Genomic DNA, 17186 nt, shown 5'->3' with positions numbered 1-17186 from the left:
GCTCCGGACCTACCGGCGGGTAGGTAGCGAAGGCCCACTTTAGGCTGTGTACATGGCATCCGACCGGCCCACGACCGATCTCCTCGCCCTCCGCACACCGCTCGACGAGGCGGCGTTGCGCGATGCCCTCGTCGGCGTCGAGCGCGAAGGTTTCTACACACGTCTCGACGTCGTCGCCGACACGGCCTCGACGAACGCGGATCTGCTCGCCGTCGCCGCGACCGGCGACGACCGTCGCGTGCTGCTCGCCGAGTTCCAGCACGGTGGTCGCGGCCGCCACTCGCGCACCTGGAACGGTGTGCCCGGCGCGCAGGTCATCGTGTCGGTCCTGCTGCGGCTGCCCGAGTGCCCGCTGCAGAACATCGGCTGGCTCCCGCTGCTGTGCGGCATCGCCTCCGTCGACGCCGTGCGATCCGTGACCGGCGTTGCGGCACAACTGAAGTGGCCCAACGACGTCCTCGTCGACGGGCGCAAGCTCGCCGGGATCCTCGTGGAGGTCGCGGCCACTTCGCCGGTGCCCACGGTCGTCGCGGGCATCGGCATCAACGCCACCCTCGGACGCGACGAACTGCCCGTCCCCACCGCCACCTCGCTGCTGCTCGAGGACGCCACCGAACTCGATCGCACGCCGCTCGCGCAAGCGTTGCTCGCCGGCTTCGGCGAGCGGATCCGGGCGTGGGCCCGCGCGGGATGGGACACCACCGAACTCGCCGCGGCCTACCGCGAACGGTGCAGCACGGTCGGGCAGCGCGTCCGTGCGATCCTGCCCGGCGACACCGAACTGCACGGCATCGCGACCGACGTCGACGACCAGGGACGGATCGTGATCCGCCCCGACGGCGGGGGAGAGTCCGTGGCGGTCGCTGCGGGCGACATCACACATCTGCGACCGGTCTGAGCGCCCTGCGACCGCTCGCATCGGTACAAGACCGACATATGCCATCGTGGGCGGTATGGGATACCCGGAGGACGCCCTCGCACCCGAGGAAGAGTTGCTGCTGCATCGGCATCCGCACTGGAAGTCTCTCGTGCTGCCGACGGCCACCTTCCTCGTGTCGACGATGGTCGCCGGTTTCCTGCTGGGACTCGTCCAGGCACGGCTCGACGGTGCCGCCGCGAACTGGTGCGGCCTCGCCGTGGCCGCGGCGTGGATCGGCCTCGTCGGCTGGCGGTGCGTCCCTCCCTTCGTCGGGTGGCTCACCACGCACTTCCTCGTCACCGACCGGCGCGTCCTCGTCCGTACCGGTGTGCTCACCCACACGGGTATCGACATCCCGATGGGCCGGATCAGCAACGTCCAGTTCCGGCACGGCCTCGTCGACCGGATGCTCCGGACCGGCACGCTCGTCGTGGTCTCCGCCGCCGACGATCCCATCGAGTTCGACGACATCCCCGACGTCCAGCAGGTGCACGCCCTGCTCTACCGGCAGGCCTTCGACGCGCAGGACCAGCGCCCCGACGACCGTCACACCACCCGCTACCGGCGCGACGAGCACGAGCACCGCAAGGCGTGGTGACCGCGAGTCGCAGGTGTGCCGACACGACCCGCCGGTAATCCCGACAAAGCGAACCCCGATCCGTAGGCTGGCGTGGTGACTGCCGTTCTACTCGCCGAAGACGACGACGCAATCGCTGCACCGCTGTCCCGCGCGCTGGGACGCGAAGGGTACGACGTGACCGTCGAGGACAACGGTCCGGCCGCGCTCGAACAGGCACTGTCGGGCAGGTTCGAACTGCTCATCCTCGACCTCGGTCTGCCCGGGATGGACGGACTCGAGGTGTGTCGCCAGATCCGGGCGAGCCGCTCCGATCTGGCCGTGCTCATGCTCACCGCCCGCACCGACGAGGTCGACTTCGTCGTCGGTCTCGATGCCGGCGCCGACGACTACGTCGGCAAACCGTTCCGTCTCGCCGAGCTCATGGCGCGCGTGCGCGCGCTGTTGCGCCGGCGCGGCGGCCCGGAGAACGACGACATCGTGGACGTCGCCGGGATCCGGCTCGAACGCGCCGCGCGCCGTGTCCTCGTGGACGGCTCCGAGGTGACGCTCGCCAACAAGGAGTACGAACTCCTGCGCGTGCTGCTCGAGCACGCGGGGCAGGTCGTCTCCCGCGACGCGATCCTCGAGGAGGTGTGGGGCGACGCCGACCTGCGTGGTTCGAAGACGCTCGACATGCACATGTCGTGGCTGCGCCGCAAGATCGGCGACGAGGGACCGGCAGGGGAACGTCGCATCGCCACGGTGCGCGGTGTCGGTTTCCGGCTGAACACCGACTAGCGTCTCCGGCGTGCGCAGCCGCATCCTCAACGCCGTCCTGGCGACCGTGCTGCTCGTCGCGCTGTTGCTCGGCATTCCGCTGGCCTACACGGCGTTCCTGTTCGTCGAGGACACCGCCCGCCGCGACCTGCAGAACCGGCTCGAGCGCATGGCCGACGAGATCATCGCCCAGGAGGGCACCGACGGATTCGTCGTCGGTGGTCTCGACACGAGTTCCCTGCGCCTGCTCGTCCCCACCGACGGGCGGGCCGTCGTGGTCTACCCGACACCCGAGAACGTCGCGGCGCGGCTGGACATCGGCACGCCGGTGCTCGGGGCGTCGATCGTCGAGTCGCTGTCGATGGGGACGTCCGGCTCGCTGCTCATCGAGGTGCCCTCGGAGAGCATGCGCACCCTGCAGCAGCAGGTGCTCGCCGCGGTGAGCCTGCTGGTGCTGCTGTCCGTCGCGGCCGGAGCGCTGGTCGCGGTGGCGACCGCCCGAAGACTCGCCGACCCGCTGCGCGACGTGGCGAACCGGGCGGCCCGCCTCGCCGAGGGCGACTTCCGCCCGGTGGCCCGCCGGCACGGTATCCCCGAACTCGATCGCGTCTCCGACGTACTGGATTCGGCCGCCGTCGAGATCTCGCACCGCCTGCAGCGCGAGCACGCGCTCGTCGGCGACGTCTCGCACCAACTCCGCTCCCGTATGACCGCGATCCGGCTGCGGCTCGACGAGCTGTCCACCCACGACGATCCTGCCGTGGTGGAGGAGGCCGAGGCGGCCATGGCGCAGGTGGACCGGCTGACCACCGCGATCGACGGTCTCGTGCGCCAGTCCCGCGACAGCAGTGCCGACCAGCGCACCGACGTCTCGGTGGTCGGCGAACTCACCGGTGTCGTCGCCGACTGGCGCGGCCCCTACGAGGAGGCGGGACGGGAACTGGTGCTGCGCGGCGATCCGTCCTTGCGGGCGGCGGTGACCGGTTCGCGGTTGCGTGAGGCGGTGGCGGTGCTCGTCGACAACGCGCTCGTGCACGGAGGCGGCACGTGCACGGTCTCGGTGCGGCAGGTTGCGACCCGCGGCGACGTCACGGTGTGCGTCGAGGTGGCCGACGAGGGAGAGGGCGTCAGCGACGAGGTCGCGCCGTACGTCTTCGACCGCGGCTTCTCCGGCGGCGGGTCGACCGGGGTGGGACTGGCGCTCGCGCGTGCCCTCGCGGAGGCCGACGGCGGTCGTCTCGAACTGCAGCGACGCCGGCCGGCACTGTTCGCGCTGTTCCTCGGCGCGCCCCGCGATCGGGACACCTATACGCCGACCGGCACGCGCGAACCCCGCTAGACCTTCTTCCCCTCAGGAGCGGTCGAGCTGCTCGCTGGGCTCGCCCAGGGGAGCGTCCGGGACCATCTCCTCCGGGAAGACGAACTTCTTGAAGCAGTAGAAGCGGAAGATCATCTGCAGCAGGTTGCCGATGATGTACGCGCTGACGAAGTCGGCGATGTTCTCCGTCGCGAGGCTCACCTCGGGTACGCGCAGGTCGAAGACGTAACTCGAGATCCACAACGGGATGAACGAGAGCACGACGCCGATACCGCTGACGAAGAAGAACAGGAACGCCTCGTGGGCGCGCTCGCGACCGCCGCGATTACGGAAGGACCATTCGCGGTTGAGGATGTACGAGCAGATCACCGCGACGACACCGGCGATGATCTTGGCGGTCACCGGCTTCTCGGACAGAACTGTGAGCTTGAGCGTGTAGAAGATCGCCGAGTCGATCACGAAGGTGGTGCCGCCGACGATGGCGAATTTGATCAATTCGCGATGCCGGAGCAACAGCCCCCGGAAAGGCTGGGGAACTCTGCTCAACGCTTCATCGACGATTGTCACTTGGAGAAGTGTACGAAACGAAGAGGTGAATTTCCGAAACCCGACCACACATGTCGGCATCCCCACACCGCCGCGCGGGTCGGTGAGAGGTCCCTCGACGCTCGGCGGGGGAGCAGCGGAACGACGTCACGACATGCTGTGACACCATGGACAGCCGTGACAGGCAGACCTGAATCGTCCCCCAGATCCGACACGCCCCGCACCCTGACGACGGGCATGCCGGTCGTCACGATGATCGGTGGTGGACAGCTCGCGCGGATGACCCATCAGGCGGCGATCGCGCTCGGTCAGACACTCCGCGTCCTCGCCGGGAGCGCCGACGAACCCGCCGCGCAGGTCAGCCCGAACGTGGTGCTCGGCAGCCACGACGACCTCGACGCCCTCCGCCGCGCCGCGACCGGTGCGCACGCACTCACGTTCGACCACGAGGGTGTTCCGACCGAACATCTCGAGGTCCTGCAGCGCGAAGGCGTCGCCGTGCTGCCGCCCCCGCAGGCCCTGATCTACGCCCAGGACAAGATCGCGATGCGCAAGCGGCTCGGTGAGCTCGGCGCACCGATGCCGAAGTTCGCGGAGATCACCTCCGTCGAGGACGCCCGCGCCGCCCTCGACGCGCTCGGCGATCCGTACGTGCTCAAGGCTGCACGCGGCGGTTACGACGGCCGCGGCGTGTGGATCCTCGACGACCACGCCGAACTCGAAAGGGTCGTCGCCGATCAGCTCGCCGCCGGTGTCCCGCTCCTCGCCGAGGAGAAGGTCGAGTGGACGCGCGAGCTGTCGGCGATGGTCGCGCGGTCCCCGTTCGGCCAGGGCGCGTCGTGGCCGGTCGTCGAGACCGTCCAGCGCGACGGCCAGTGCGCCGTCGTCATCGCACCCGCCCCGAACCTGCCCGAGGACGTCGCCACCGCCGCCGAGCAGCTCGCGCTGCGCATCGCCGGAGAGCTCGGCGTCGTCGGTGTCATGGCGGTCGAGCTGTTCGAGACGCGCTCCGGTGAGCTGATCGTCAACGAACTGGCGATGCGTCCGCACAACTCCGGTCACTGGGGCATGGACGGTGCCCGCACCGGCCAGTTCGAACAGCACCTGCGCGCCGTGCTCGACTACCCGCTCGGCGATACGAGCCCGATCGCGCCGGTGACGGTGATGGCGAACGTGCTCGGCGCGCCCGAGGCGCCGGCGATGAGCATGGACGAGCGGCTGCACCACCTGTTCGCCCGGATGCCCGACGTGCACGTGCACCTCTACGGCAAGGGCGAGCGCAAGGACCGCAAGATCGGCCACGTCAACGTGCTCGGTGCGCCGTCCGGATCGATCGACGATCCGGAGTACGTCGCCGCCGTGCGCGAACGCGCGGAACGCGCGGCGCACTGGCTCTCGCACGCGGTGTGGACCGACGGTTGGAACGAACACACGGGAGAAAGCGGTGAGTGACGTGGCACAGGGTGCACAGGTCGGCCTGATCATGGGCAGCGACTCGGACTGGCCGACCATGCAGGCCGCGGCCGAGGCGCTGGTCGAGTTCGGGATCCGCTTCGAGGTGGGTGTCGTCTCGGCGCACCGCACGCCGCAGCGGATGCTCGACTACGCCAAGGACGCCGCCGGTCGCGGGATCAAGGTCATCATCGCGGGCGCCGGGGGCGCCGCCCACCTGCCCGGCATGGTCGCCTCGGCGACCCCGCTGCCGGTCATCGGTGTCCCGGTGCCGCTCAAGTACCTCGACGGCATGGATTCACTGCTGTCGATCGTGCAGATGCCCGCCGGTGTCCCCGTCGCCACCGTCTCGATCGGCGGCGCCCGCAACGCGGGTCTGCTCGCCGCGCGCATCCTCGGTGCCTCCGACCCGGCGCTGCGCGAGCAGATGGAGAAGTTCCAGGCGGGTCTCGAGCAGATGGTGCTCGAGAAGGACGAGGCGCTGCGGCAGAAACTGCTCGGCTGACGGAGCCCGAGATGCCTCTCGTCGAGCGGTGGCATCGCTGGAGTCGTGCCCACATATGGGCGATCGATGCGACGCTTGCCGGTCTGCTCGTCTTCGTAGGGCTGACCGGGACCGTCGACGACTACGGCCTTCCGGGGACGGCCATCGCGCTCGCCATGACGGTGCCACTGGCATGGCGGCGCACGCGTCCCGTCATCGCCGGTGGGGCAGTCGCCGTGGCCGCCTACACGCATCTGGCGGTCCTTCCCGCGATGAATGCCGTCGCGGCGTTCGCGGTCCCGGCGGCGGTGTACGCGCTCGCCGCCTACGCGCCGCGCTGGTCCGCGAACGCCGGACTGGTGCTGGGAGTCGTCGGCGGTGCCGCAGCAGGTGCGCGGTACTTCGACCAGTACGAGGGTCGCACGGTGTTCGCCACGGTGACCTCGGCGGTGCTTGTCGCGATGTTCGTCGCCGGCGTGTGGGCGTTCGGCCGGATGCGCGGATTGCGGCTGCGGGAGATGGACGCCCTGACCGAACGTAATCGGCTGCTCGAACTCGAGCGTCTCAAGGAAGCGGAACTCGCAGCGACGCAGGAACGCACCCGGATCGCCCGGGAGATGCACGACATCGTCGCTCATTCCCTCACCGCGATCATCGCGCAGGCCGACGGCGGACGATACGCGGCCGCGGCGAACCCGCAGACCGCAGCCGACGTCCTCGGTACGATCTCCGAAACCGGTCGACGCGCGCTCACGGATATGCGCTCACTGCTGTCGGTGCTGCGCGAGGATTCGCCACGTGAGTTCACCACCACTCCGGGCGTCGACGACGTGCCGGTGCTCGTCGACGGGATCCGGGCGAGCGGACTCGAGGTGACACTGTCGGTCGCCGGCGAGCCCTGTGCGGTGCCCGAAGGGCTCGGCCTGTCGATCTACCGGATCGTGCAGGAGTCCCTCACGAACGTCCTCAAACATGCCGGACCTCGCGCGCACGCCGAGGTCACACTCCGGTGGCACAGCGACCGCATCGTCGTGGAGATCGTCGACGACGGCCGTGGGGCCGCCGCACTGGTGGAGGCGCGACCCGGCGGACAGGGGCTGACGGGCATCGAGGAACGGGCTCGGCTGCACGGTGGCCGCGCCGACGCCGGCCCCCGGCAGGGCGGTGGCTATCGCGTCTGCGCAGAACTCCCCACATAGGGTGACGGACGTGACCGAATCCGCCGCTCCCATCCGCGTCGCACTCGTCGACGACCAGCAACTCGTGCGAGCGGGTTTCCGCATGGTGCTCGAATCGCAGCCCGACATCGAGGTGGTCACCGAGGCATCCGACGGGGAAGCTGCCATCGCGGTACTCGGGCGGGTGCATGCGGACGTCGTGCTCATGGACGTTCAGATGCCCCGCCTCGACGGGATTTCGGCGACTCGCACCATGCTTCGTGATCCGGATGCACCGAAGGTCGTGGTGCTCACCACCTTCGACAACGACGAGTACGTGGTGCAGGCCATCGCGGCCGGTGCCAGTGGGTTTCTGCTCAAGGACGCCCCTCCCGAGGACCTGCTGTCCGCGGTCCGCACCGTGTACCGCGGTGACGCCGTCATGGCGCCGCGCGCGACACGTCGCCTGCTGCAACATGTCTCCCCCCTGCTCCACGGCAGGAAAGCGCCGTCCGGGCGGGTGGAGGTGCCGGCGGATCTCACTCCCCGTGAACTCGAGGTGCTCGTCGCGATGGCGCACGGACTGACCAACGGCGAGATCGCCGAACGATTCGTGCTCTCGGCTGCCACGGTGAAGACTCATGTGGGCCGGGTCCTCGCGAAGACCGGTTCGCGAGATCGCGTGCAAGCAGTACTGTTCGCGTTCCGAGCCGGACTCGTGAGGCCCGACGAGTTGCTCGGCGCGGGGGAGTAGGACTCCGGGTGGACCTCGTCCCGAGCGGGTCCTACCCGGGTCGGACGGGGTGGCGAGAAAGATCGCACTGCTCTCCGATGTTCTTGTGCGGCAGAACTTCTACGGTTCGTAGTATGACTTCGACCAGTTCTTTCGTCCCGGCCTGCTCCGCCGAGGACGTCGTGCGTGTCTACGGACGCGGCGACACCGAGGTGCGTGCCCTCGACGGGGTGTCCGTGGCATTCGAGCGCGGCCGCTTCACCGCGATCATGGGTCCGTCCGGCTCGGGAAAATCGACCCTCATGCATGCGCTCGCCGGTCTCGATGCCATCGATGCAGGCCGCGTCGTCCTGCACGGTGACGGCCGCCGGGCGGACGTGGAGATCAGCGCCGCGTCCGACACCGTTCTCACCGGGTTGCGCCGTGACCGGATCGGTTTCGTCTTTCAGGCGTTCAACCTGCTCCCCGTCCTGACTGCCCGCGACAATGCGCTCCTGCCGATGCGACTCGCCGGTACCCGCCCCTCGGCGGCCTGGTTCGAGGAGGTGACCGGTCGTCTCGGGCTGGCCGAGCGTCTCGACCACAGGCCCCACGAGATGTCGGGCGGCCAACAGCAACGTGTCGCGGTGGCCCGCGCACTGCTGCCACAGCCCGACGTCATCTTCGCCGACGAACCGACCGGCAACCTCGATTCGCAGGCCGGAGCGGAAGTGCTTTCCATGTTGCGGTCGAGTGTGCGGGAGACAGGGCAGACCGTGGTGATGGTGACGCACGATCCCGTCGCCGCCTCGTACTCGGATCGGGTGGTCCTCCTCGCGGACGGACGACTCGCGGGCGAGATCGCCCACCCCACCGCCGATACCGTCCTCGACACCATGCGCGGACTCGGTGCACCCTCGGTGGTGTCGGCGCGATGAGACGGCTCGTTCTGGCGCAGGCGCGCGCCCATCGCGGCCGGTACGTCGCGTCCGCGCTCGCCGTACTCGTCGCCGTGGCCTTCGTCGTCACGACACTCGTGCTCGGCGACACCGTCGACTCGTCGATCACGAAGTCCACCGCCGCTCGCTACGACGGGGTCACGACCGTCGTGACGGAGGGGGAGTCCGATACGGAGCCGGACCACCTGCTCGCCGAGATCACCGGCACCCCCGGAGTGCGGGCGGCGGCGTTGGACGTGTCCGGACCCGTGCACATCGTGGACGAGAACGGCGGATCCGGATACGGCGAGGCCATGTCGGTCGCATCCGATGAGACCCTGCGCTGGCAGCGACTCCGGGACGGCCGGTGGCCCGCGGGCCCCGGTGAGGTGCTCGTCGGTTCGTCGTCCGGGCGAGCGATCGGCGAGTCGATGACGATCACCGACGTCCTCGGTGCAACAGCACCGGCGAGCGTCGAGGTGGTAGGCGTCGTCGACCTCGACGGCTCACCCCTCGCGTTGAACTCGCGCACGATCTTCGCCGATGCCGGGCCGGTGCGTTCGTGGACGGGTGAGATCGCGGACTGGGAGGTGCGCGTCACCGGAGATCCCGACATCGTCCGCGACGCAGCGGCGGTACTGACCCCGGGAGCGGTGGTGACGTCGGGGACCGAGCGTGCCACGGAGGTCGCCGACTCCTACGTGGGCGATATCGCTCTGTTGCGCAATATCCTTCTGTGCTTGGCGGCGATCGCCGTGGTCGTCGCCGGCCTCGTCATCGCGAACACCTTCGCCGTGTTGCTCGCTGCCCGCACCCGCGAACTCGCACTCATGCGGTGCGTCGGTGTCACCGCCGTGCAGGTACGCCGCAGCGTGCGGGGAGAGGCGCTCGTCGTCGGGTTCGTCTCCGCGGTCCTCGGGGTGCTGGCCGGGTACGGCCTCGCGGCGGCCGTTGTCACCCTCGCTCGTGCAGCGGACGTCCCGCTCCCCCTCACCTCGATCTCGGTGACCGTCACGACGATCCTGCTCGGCCTCGTGTTGGGGACCGCGATGACGGTACTCGCCGCGAACGGTGCGGCGCGCGCCGCGACCCGGGTCCCCGCGCTCGCGGCGATGCAACCGCTCGAGACGCAGCCCGAACCGGTTTCGGATTCCCGGGCCCGGCGCATCTGCGCTGCGGTGGCGATCGCAGCGGGATCGGCGTTGCTCGTGGCCGGGGTCGTGACCGCCAATGTGCTCCTGGCATGCCCCGGAGGATTGTCGCTCTTCGTCGGGATGATTCTCGCCTCCCGGCGGACGGTGCCGGCCGCAGTGGGAGCGGTGGGGGATGCGCTGGCCCCGTTCGGTGGTCCGACCGCCGCACTGGCGGCGGGCAATGCGCGTCGTAATCCGCGTCGCACCGCCTCGACCGCGACCGCCCTGTTCATCGGCGTCACCCTCACATCGACCCTGGTCGTGGGTATCGGCACGGTGAAGGCGGGCGCACCCGACCTCCTCGACGAGAACCTGCCGGTGGACCTCGTGGTGGCTGCGCCGGGTGCGGTTCCGGCCGGTGCGGCCGAGCGATTGACGGCGATCGACGGCGTCCGGTCGGGTGTCGAGGTCGTGACGGGTTCGGTCACCGTCGCGGACACGGAGTTCTCGGTGCTCGGTCTCGACGCGCGATCGGCGGCGTCCACCGTCCGCGCAGACCTCCGATTGCCGGAACCGGGAACGATCGTGCTCGAGGAGTCTCTCGCAGCCGAGTTGGGGGTGGGCGACGGCGAGATCGTGACGGTCGGCGGCGAAGTCGGTACGCGCGCGTTGACGGTCGCGACCACCGAACATGGTGGCCCGGACCTGATGGACATCGGTGATCTGAGTGCGCTAGCTCGTTCCGCGGCGGACACGGTGTGGTTGAAGCTGGTCGACGGGTTGTCCGACGCCGATCTCGCTGCGGTCTCCGACGAGGTCTCCCGAGTCGCCGCGACGGCGTTCCCCGGTAGCACCGTCGAGGGCGCGGTGCAGACGCGTCAGATGTTCGAGAAGGTCCTCGATACCATGCTGATGATCGTCGGCGGGCTGTTGTCGGTGGCGGTGGTGATCGCGTTGATCGGGGTGGGCAACACGATGGCGTTGTCGGTGCTCGAGCGGCGCCGGGAGAACGCGGTGCTGCGGGCAGTCGGTCTGTCGCGGGCGGGGGTGCGGAGCGTGCTCGTCCGCGAGGCGCTGATCATCGCGGGCGTGGCGTCCGTCCTGGGCGTGGCTCTGGGACTGCTGCTCGGGACGGCCGGAACCGCGTCGGTGATCGGGGCGGAGCATGTCGGCCTGGGATCGGTTCCCTGGTGGCAGCTCGCAGGCATCGTCCTCGCCGGTGGCGGTGCCGGCGTGATCGCCTCGCTGATCCCGGCGCAACGTGCGAGCAGGGTGTCGCCGGTCGCCGCCGCGGCGGGCTGAGGTCGTGGTGCGGTCGGGTCGGTAGACTCGGCTCGTGGCGAGAGGGATGCCCGATCGTGCGACCCGGGCAGCGCGTGGAGTGCCCGCCGTGCGGGTCGTGACGATGCTGGCGTTGTGCTGGGCCCGGATGTGGGGCGGCACCGTGACATTCGATCACGAGTACGGCCTCTACGTCGCCACCGGAATGCGTGGTGGGTTCGCGCGCGGCGGCACCACCGTCGGCGGGGTCTTCCTCACTCGGAAGGCCCCGCCGCGCCGGTTGTTGCGACACGAGGCGATCCACGTCGACCAGTGGGCGCGGTACGGCACCGGCTTCGCGGTGCGCTATCTGTGGGAGGAACTCCGCAACCCGGGGTCCCGCAACAGGTTCGAGATCGAGGCGGGACTCGCCGACGGCGGCTACCGCGCGGAGCGCGGGATCACCCGTCCAGACGAACTGTGATCTTCTCGCTCGCGACGCGGCGCTCGGTGGCCTCCGGGTCGGGATTGCTCACCTGCACCAGCGACGCCCGGGCCGCGAGCACCGCGAGCAGTCCGGCGGCGAGATCGTCGGGCTGCGACCAGGACCGGGACGACAACACGCGGTCGCCGTTGCCGATACCCGCCGCCGACGCAGACTCCGTGGCGGCGGCGAGCACGTCCGACTGCGAACGTCCGGCGAGCACCGCGTCGCCCGCACCGGAGGATCGGAACTGGTCGCCGTGCATCCGCACGTCCGTCGCATAGTCCGTGATCCCGGGCGGCAGGTCGCGCACGGGGGCACCGAAGGCGTCGAGCGACAACGCCGCGACCTCGGCGACCGTGTCGACCTCGTCCAGCCGGTCGGGGGTGACGAGAGCGAGATCGGCATCGGGGTCGGCCTCGAGCACGACCTCGGTTCCGGCCCACCACGCACCGAGCAACACTGCTGCGCTCTGCCAATGCGCGGGCAGCAGCACCGCGACGCGACCGCCGGGAAGAACGCCGAACTGATCGCGGATCATGTTGGCCGTCTTGGCAGCCCAGTTGGCGAGGGTGAGCGCCGACAGTTCGATCCGCGCGCCGGTCGCGTCGTCGTACCAGGTGATCCGCGGACCCGCCGGATCTTCGGTGAGGATCGGGTCGAGCAGTGCGTCGGTCAGGGTGGTCACGATGTCCTTCTTCTCGAATTCTGTTCGCGCGACTGTCAGTTCACGCAGCGCGGGCCGTCGGAGCCCGCGTCGATGGGCGGTGCGGCGGGAGCCGGGGTGGCGGTGCCACCGGCCGGGCTCACCCCGATGTCGGAGGCGGATGCGGCGGTGGACGAACCGGAGTACGACGACGAGCCCGGGCCGGTGTAGTCGCCGGCGAGCACGACCCGCACGGTGCCGGCGGGGAGCGAGGGATCGGACTCGGTGGCGAGACCACCGAGCGCCGCGGCCACCGCGCGGGTCTCGTCGGAGTCCTCGTCGGCACCGAAGACCGTCGACGTGCCCACCCCTGAACCGGTGTAGTTGCCCACCTCGCCTTCGACGTAGCCCTCCTCGGACAGGGCCGCGGAGACCTGGGAGGCCAGGCCGGACACGGATCCGGCGTTCGCGACGTCGACCGTGACGGTCGACGCGTCGATGTCGGGAGCGGGCACCGGGGTCGAGGTGGTCTCGCTGCCGTCCGGCTCGCGGCCGATCAGCTCGGCGACGAAGGAGCGCACCTCGTCCGGATCGACCTGCACCACCGACTCGCCGTAGTCGGTCATCGCGTTGATGTCCTGCACCGGAATCGTCGAGAAGGTCACGTCGCCACCGGCGAGGCCCTGCAACTGGGTCGCGAGCGCCATGATGTCCCAATCGGAGTCGAGCACCACCGAACGCTGCACCGCGGCGGTCAGCTGACTCACCTTCGACGGGTTGGACAACGTCTTCGCGCTGAGCACCTTCTGCGCCAGCGACGCCATGAACACCTGCTGCCGCACGATCCGGTCGAGATCGCCGCGCGGCAGGTCGTGACGCTGGCGGACGAAGCTCAGTGCGTCCGAACCCTGCAGGGTCTGCTCACCGGCATCGAAACGGGCACCCGAGAGCGGCTCGTCGACCGGTGCGTTCAGGCACACGTCGACACCGCCGACGGCGTCGGTGAGCAGCACGAAGCCGAGGAGTCCGACCTCGGCGTAGTGGTCCACCGTCACACCCGTCAGGTCGGCGACCGATTCGATGAGCGCCTCCCGGCCCGCCTGGGTCGATTCCTTCTCGAGTTCGGCCTCGGTCGCGTCGGCGTCCGCTTCGACGAGCTCGGCGCGCCGGTTCGCCTTCGTGGCGCCGTAGGCCGCGTTGATCTTCGACATCCCGATCTCGGGCACCTCGACGTAGGTGTCGCGGGGGATCGACATCGCGGTGGCAGACCGGCCGTCGTTCGGCACGCGGATCAGGATGATCGTGTCGGTGTTGTTCGCCACTTCCTCACCCGCGCGCAACGCGTCGAGCTCGCGCTGGGAGAGGGGATTGCCGTGCGCATCGGTGCGACTGTCCGTACCCACCAGCAGGATGTCGACGGCGCCGTCCTCGCCGTCGCCGAGGGCCAGGCCGCGGACCGACGCCAGCGACGACTGCAGCGCGTCGACGCTGCGCCACGCCACACCGGTGACGACCAGCACCAGGCACGCCGCGATCGCGACGGCGATCTGCCACGGCCTGCCGCTGTACACCCGCGCCTCCGCCGGTGCTCCGCGGCTGCGCGAGGGCGGCTCGCGCCGGGCGGAACGCCGGGACTGCCGGGGACCGGGATCCGACCCGTACCTGCCGTCGGCAGCTGTCGGATCGCCCGCGCGGGTGCGACGTCCCGTCTGATCGGGACGTCGGCCGGTGCGGCGACGCGGCTCTGGCGGCACCTGGTACTCCTCCTGTGGGTGGTACGGGGTCTGTATCTGTAGCTCTCGGTTGAAGGCTACTGGTGGGGACGCTCGCCCGGCGCGCACCACTCCGGCGTGCCAGACTTCTCCGAGTGCGTAGCGTTCTCGTCACCGGAGCCCGTGGCCAACTCGGCCGTCATCTCGTGAACCGCGGCACCGCGGCGGGGATACCGATCCGCGGTGTCGGATCGTCCGAGGTGGACATCACCGATCCGCAGGCCGTGGCCGCCGCGGTCGAACCGGGATCCGTGGTGATCAACGCCGCCGCGTACACCGCCGTCGACGCGGCCGAGACCGACGAGGACCGGGCCGCTGTGGTGAACGGCACGGGCCCGGGCGTGTTGGCCGCCGTCTGCGCCGACAAGGGTGCCCGTCTCGTCCATGTCTCCACCGACTACGTTTTCGCCGGCGACGCGACCGAGCCGTACCGGGTGGACGCGCCGACCGGCCCGCGCACGGCCTACGGCCGCACCAAACTCGCAGGTGAACGAGCGGTGCTGGAGGCGCTGCCCACCGCGCACGTCGTGCGCACCGCCTGGGTGTACACGGGCGACGGCAACGATTTCGTCGCGACCATGCGGCGACTCGAGGGTGAACGCGACACCCTGCGCGTCGTCGACGACCAGCGTGGTTGCCCCACCTATGCCCGCGACCTGGCGGACGGCCTGCTCGAACTCGCCTCCCGCGCCGACGGCATCCCCGGTGGGATCCTGCACGCGACCAACGCCGGGGAAGCGACGTGGTTCGACCTCGCCCGAGCGGTCTTCGAGGAGATCGGCGCCGATCCGGAGCGGGTGCACCCGTGCCGCAGCGACGAGTTCGTCCGCCCCGCGCCCCGGCCCGCCTACTCGGTGCTCGACGACAGCGCGTGGATCGGCGCCGGCCTGACACCCTTCCGCCCGTGGCGGGAGGCACTGCACGAGGCGATCGCCGGTGACGGAGTCGTGCCGCCTGCACGATGACATCCGACGAAGCGGCCCGTGAGGTGTCGCACACCGTCGAGGTCGCTAAGGTGACCGGCGTGGAATCGACGCTGGCCGTGGTGACGGTGACCTACTCGCCCGGAGAGCACCTCGAGAACTTTCTCACCTCGCTCACCTCCGCGACCGTTCTGCCGACGCAGGTGATCCTGGCCGACAACGGTTCGACCGACGGTGCTCCCGAGGCCGCCGAGGCGGCACACGAGAACGTGCGACTGCTCCGGACCGGCGGGAACATCGGTTACGGCGGTGCGATCAACCGCGCGGTCGCCGAGGTCGACCCGGCTGCGGAGTTCGTCGTCGTCGCGAACCCGGACGTGCGGTGGCATCCCGGTTCGCTCGACGAGATGCTCGACGCGGCGCGTCGCTGGCCGCGCGCCGGCTCGCTCGGGCCGCTGATCCACGAACCCGACGGAAGCGTCTACCCCTCGGCGCGCACCGTCCCCACCCTCGCCTCCGGTGCCGGTCACGCGCTGCTCGGCACCGTCTGGCCGGCCAATCCGTGGACGCGTCGCTACCGGCAGGAGAACGAGGAGATCAGCGAACGCCCCGTGGGCTGGCTGTCCGGATCGTGCCTGCTGCTGCGGCGCGCCGCCTTCGATTCGATCGACGGCTTCGATTCGCGATACTTCATGTACATGGAGGACGTGGACCTGGGCGACCGGCTCGGACGAGCGGGCTGGCTCAACGTGTACGTGCCGTCCGCGGTGGTCACGCACGCCAAGGGCCACGCGGCCGGACGGCACCCCGAACTGATGCTTCCGGCACATCATGAGAGTGCCTACCGCTTCCAGGCGGACCGTCACCCCCACGGGTGGCAGGCACCGCTGCGGTGGGCGTTGCGGGCGGGGCTCGCGGTGCGATCGCGAGTGACGGTCGCGGCGGCCGTGCGGGAGCGTCGGAACGGGAGGACCGACCAGAACATTCCGGTCGGCACGACAGTGAACAGGGGAGACGATGACGAGTGATTCGGCACCGCACACCGATGCGGTGATTCTGGTCGGCGGACAGGGTACGCGGCTACGACCGCTGACGCTGTCGGCACCCAAGCCGATGCTGCCCACCGCGGGGGTGCCCTTCCTCACCCACCTGCTCGCGCGGATCCGTGAGGCGGGCATCAAGCACGTCGTGCTCGGCACCTCGTTCAAGGCCGAGGTCTTCGAGGAGTACTTCGCCGACGGGTCGGACTTCGGCCTCGAGATCGAGTACGTCACCGAGACCGAGCCGCTCGGCACCGGCGGTGGTATCCGTAACGTGCTGCCGAAGCTGCGCGCCGACAACGTCATGGTCTTCAACGGCGACGTGCTCGGTGGCACCGATCTCGGCGCCGTCCTCGACACCCACGTGCGCACCGAGGCGGACGTGACCCTGCACCTGGTGCGGGTGAGCGATCCGCGTGCCTTCGGCTGTGTGCCGACCGACGAGGACGGCCGGGTGACCGCCTTCCTCGAGAAGACCCAGGATCCGCCGACCGATCAGATCAACGCCGGTTGCTACGTCTTCCGCCGCGAGATCATCGAGCAGATCCCCGAGGGCCGCCCGGTCTCGGTGGAGCGCGAGGTGTTCCCGGCGCTGCTGACCGAGGGCAAGAAGGTCTACGGGCACGTCGACGCCGCCTACTGGCGCGACATGGGCACCCCGGAGGACTTCGTCCGCGGCTCGGCCGATCTGGTCCGCGGTATCGCCCCGTCGCCGGCGCTTCCGCCGCAACGCGGCGAGTCGCTCGTGCATCCGGGAGCCTCCGTCGCCCCCGGCGCACTGCTGATCGGCGGCACGGTCGTCGGCCGCGGCGCGGAGATCGGTGCCGGCGCCCGCCTGGACGGCGCGGTGATCTTCGACGGTGCGCGGGTCGAGGCCGGTGCGGTGATCGAGCGGACCATCATCGGTTTCGGTGTGCGGGTCGGTCCGCGCGCTCTGATCCGCGACGGCGTGATCGGCGACGGCGCCGACATCGGTGCCCGGTGCGAACTCCTGCGCGGTGCGCGGGTGTGGCCCGGGGTGAAGATCCCCGACGGCGGCATCCGCTTCAGTACCGACGTGTGAGTC

The 17186-nt window shown here is 70.1% G+C and carries 17 protein-coding genes; 14 read left to right on the top strand and 3 right to left on the bottom strand.

Annotation, left to right across the window (positions count from 1 at the left end):
• Nucleotides 1–52: 52 nt before the first annotated feature.
• The 4 genes from C6Y44_RS17355 to C6Y44_RS17340 all read left to right on the top strand — a co-directional run bounded on the left by C6Y44_RS17355 (nucleotide 53) and on the right by C6Y44_RS17340 (nucleotide 3594).
• Entirely contained in the window at nucleotides 53–898 is an 846-nt protein-coding gene (locus C6Y44_RS17355; protein ID WP_120279876.1) for a biotin--[acetyl-CoA-carboxylase] ligase, read from the top strand.
• 55 nt (nucleotides 899–953) lie between these two features.
• The gene (locus C6Y44_RS17350) at nucleotides 954–1517 is read left to right on the top strand and encodes a PH domain-containing protein (protein ID WP_120279875.1); all 564 of its coding nucleotides are present in this window, start codon (nucleotides 954–956) and stop codon (nucleotides 1515–1517) included.
• Between the two features lie 75 nt (nucleotides 1518–1592).
• Complete coding sequence (locus C6Y44_RS17345) at nucleotides 1593–2276, top strand: response regulator transcription factor (RefSeq protein ID WP_024101522.1); 684 nt, start codon at nucleotides 1593–1595, stop codon at nucleotides 2274–2276.
• A gap of 10 nt (nucleotides 2277–2286) precedes the next feature.
• Complete coding sequence (locus tag C6Y44_RS17340; RefSeq protein WP_159417872.1) at nucleotides 2287–3594, top strand: sensor histidine kinase; 1308 nt, start codon at nucleotides 2287–2289, stop codon at nucleotides 3592–3594.
• 12 nt (nucleotides 3595–3606) lie between these two features.
• On the opposite strand, the gene C6Y44_RS17335 is transcribed toward C6Y44_RS17340, so the two are convergent.
• Nucleotides 3607–4140 carry a GtrA family protein gene (locus C6Y44_RS17335; RefSeq protein ID WP_024101520.1) on the bottom strand — a complete coding sequence of 178 codons (534 nt, stop codon included), beginning with the start codon at nucleotides 4138–4140 and terminating at the stop codon, nucleotides 3607–3609.
• 156 nt (nucleotides 4141–4296) lie between these two features.
• Between C6Y44_RS17335 and C6Y44_RS17330 the strand changes: the two genes are divergently transcribed.
• From C6Y44_RS17330 to C6Y44_RS17300, 7 genes are all read left to right on the top strand, one after another.
• A complete protein-coding gene (locus C6Y44_RS17330) occupies nucleotides 4297–5571 on the top strand; it encodes a 5-(carboxyamino)imidazole ribonucleotide synthase (protein WP_159417873.1) in 1275 nt (424 codons plus the stop codon).
• Nucleotides 5564–6076, top strand: a complete 513-nt coding sequence (purE, locus tag C6Y44_RS17325) for a 5-(carboxyamino)imidazole ribonucleotide mutase (RefSeq protein ID WP_019288515.1) — start codon at nucleotides 5564–5566, stop codon at nucleotides 6074–6076. The genes C6Y44_RS17330 and purE overlap by 8 nt, the downstream gene beginning before the upstream one ends.
• 11 nt (nucleotides 6077–6087) lie before the next feature.
• On the top strand, nucleotides 6088–7254 hold the full coding sequence (locus tag C6Y44_RS17320; RefSeq protein ID WP_159417874.1) for a sensor histidine kinase: 1167 nt from the start codon (nucleotides 6088–6090) through the stop codon (nucleotides 7252–7254).
• 10 nt (nucleotides 7255–7264) lie between these two features.
• Nucleotides 7265–7966 carry a response regulator transcription factor gene (locus C6Y44_RS17315; RefSeq protein WP_159417875.1) on the top strand — a complete coding sequence of 234 codons (702 nt, stop codon included), beginning with the start codon at nucleotides 7265–7267 and terminating at the stop codon, nucleotides 7964–7966.
• Between the two features lie 113 nt (nucleotides 7967–8079).
• On the top strand, nucleotides 8080–8862 hold the full coding sequence (locus tag C6Y44_RS17310) for an ABC transporter ATP-binding protein (protein ID WP_159417876.1): 783 nt from the start codon (nucleotides 8080–8082) through the stop codon (nucleotides 8860–8862).
• On the top strand, nucleotides 8859–11297 hold the full coding sequence (locus C6Y44_RS17305) for an FtsX-like permease family protein (protein WP_159417877.1): 2439 nt from the start codon (nucleotides 8859–8861) through the stop codon (nucleotides 11295–11297). The genes C6Y44_RS17310 and C6Y44_RS17305 overlap by 4 nt, the downstream gene beginning before the upstream one ends.
• A 46-nt stretch (nucleotides 11298–11343) precedes the next feature.
• Nucleotides 11344–11739 (top strand): hypothetical protein, encoded by a 396-nt coding sequence (locus C6Y44_RS17300; protein WP_159419173.1) that lies wholly within the window; start codon nucleotides 11344–11346, stop codon nucleotides 11737–11739.
• Here the strand turns inward: C6Y44_RS17300 and C6Y44_RS17295 are convergent.
• Both C6Y44_RS17295 and C6Y44_RS17290 read right to left on the bottom strand, forming a co-directional pair.
• On the bottom strand, nucleotides 11717–12427 hold the full coding sequence (locus C6Y44_RS17295) for a TIGR03089 family protein (protein WP_159417878.1): 711 nt from the start codon (nucleotides 12425–12427) through the stop codon (nucleotides 11717–11719). The genes C6Y44_RS17300 and C6Y44_RS17295 overlap by 23 nt on opposite strands.
• Before the next feature lie 35 nt (nucleotides 12428–12462).
• Nucleotides 12463–13956 (bottom strand): LCP family protein, encoded by a 1494-nt coding sequence (locus C6Y44_RS17290; RefSeq protein WP_159419174.1) that lies wholly within the window; start codon nucleotides 13954–13956, stop codon nucleotides 12463–12465.
• Nucleotides 13957–14252: 296 nt separating this feature from the next.
• On the opposite strand from C6Y44_RS17290, the gene rfbD reads away from it, so the two are divergent.
• Genes rfbD through manB form a run of 3 tightly spaced genes read left to right on the top strand, consistent with a single transcriptional unit; the run spans nucleotide 14253 to nucleotide 17183 of the window.
• On the top strand, nucleotides 14253–15122 hold the full coding sequence (gene rfbD, locus C6Y44_RS17285; RefSeq protein ID WP_159417879.1) for a dTDP-4-dehydrorhamnose reductase: 870 nt from the start codon (nucleotides 14253–14255) through the stop codon (nucleotides 15120–15122).
• A 59-nt stretch (nucleotides 15123–15181) separates the two neighbouring features.
• Entirely contained in the window at nucleotides 15182–16108 is a 927-nt protein-coding gene (locus tag C6Y44_RS17280; RefSeq protein WP_159417880.1) for a glycosyltransferase family 2 protein, read from the top strand.
• A complete protein-coding gene (gene manB, locus C6Y44_RS17275; protein ID WP_059382268.1) occupies nucleotides 16098–17183 on the top strand; it encodes a mannose-1-phosphate guanylyltransferase in 1086 nt (361 codons plus the stop codon). Before C6Y44_RS17280 ends, manB begins: the two co-directional genes overlap by 11 nt.
• The last annotated feature ends 3 nt before the right edge of the window (nucleotides 17184–17186 follow it).

This window comes from Rhodococcus rhodochrous, from assembly GCF_014854695.1.
Classification (GTDB): Bacteria; Actinomycetota; Actinomycetes; order Mycobacteriales; family Mycobacteriaceae; genus Rhodococcus.
This window is presented reverse-complemented; position numbering and strand designations above follow the sequence as displayed.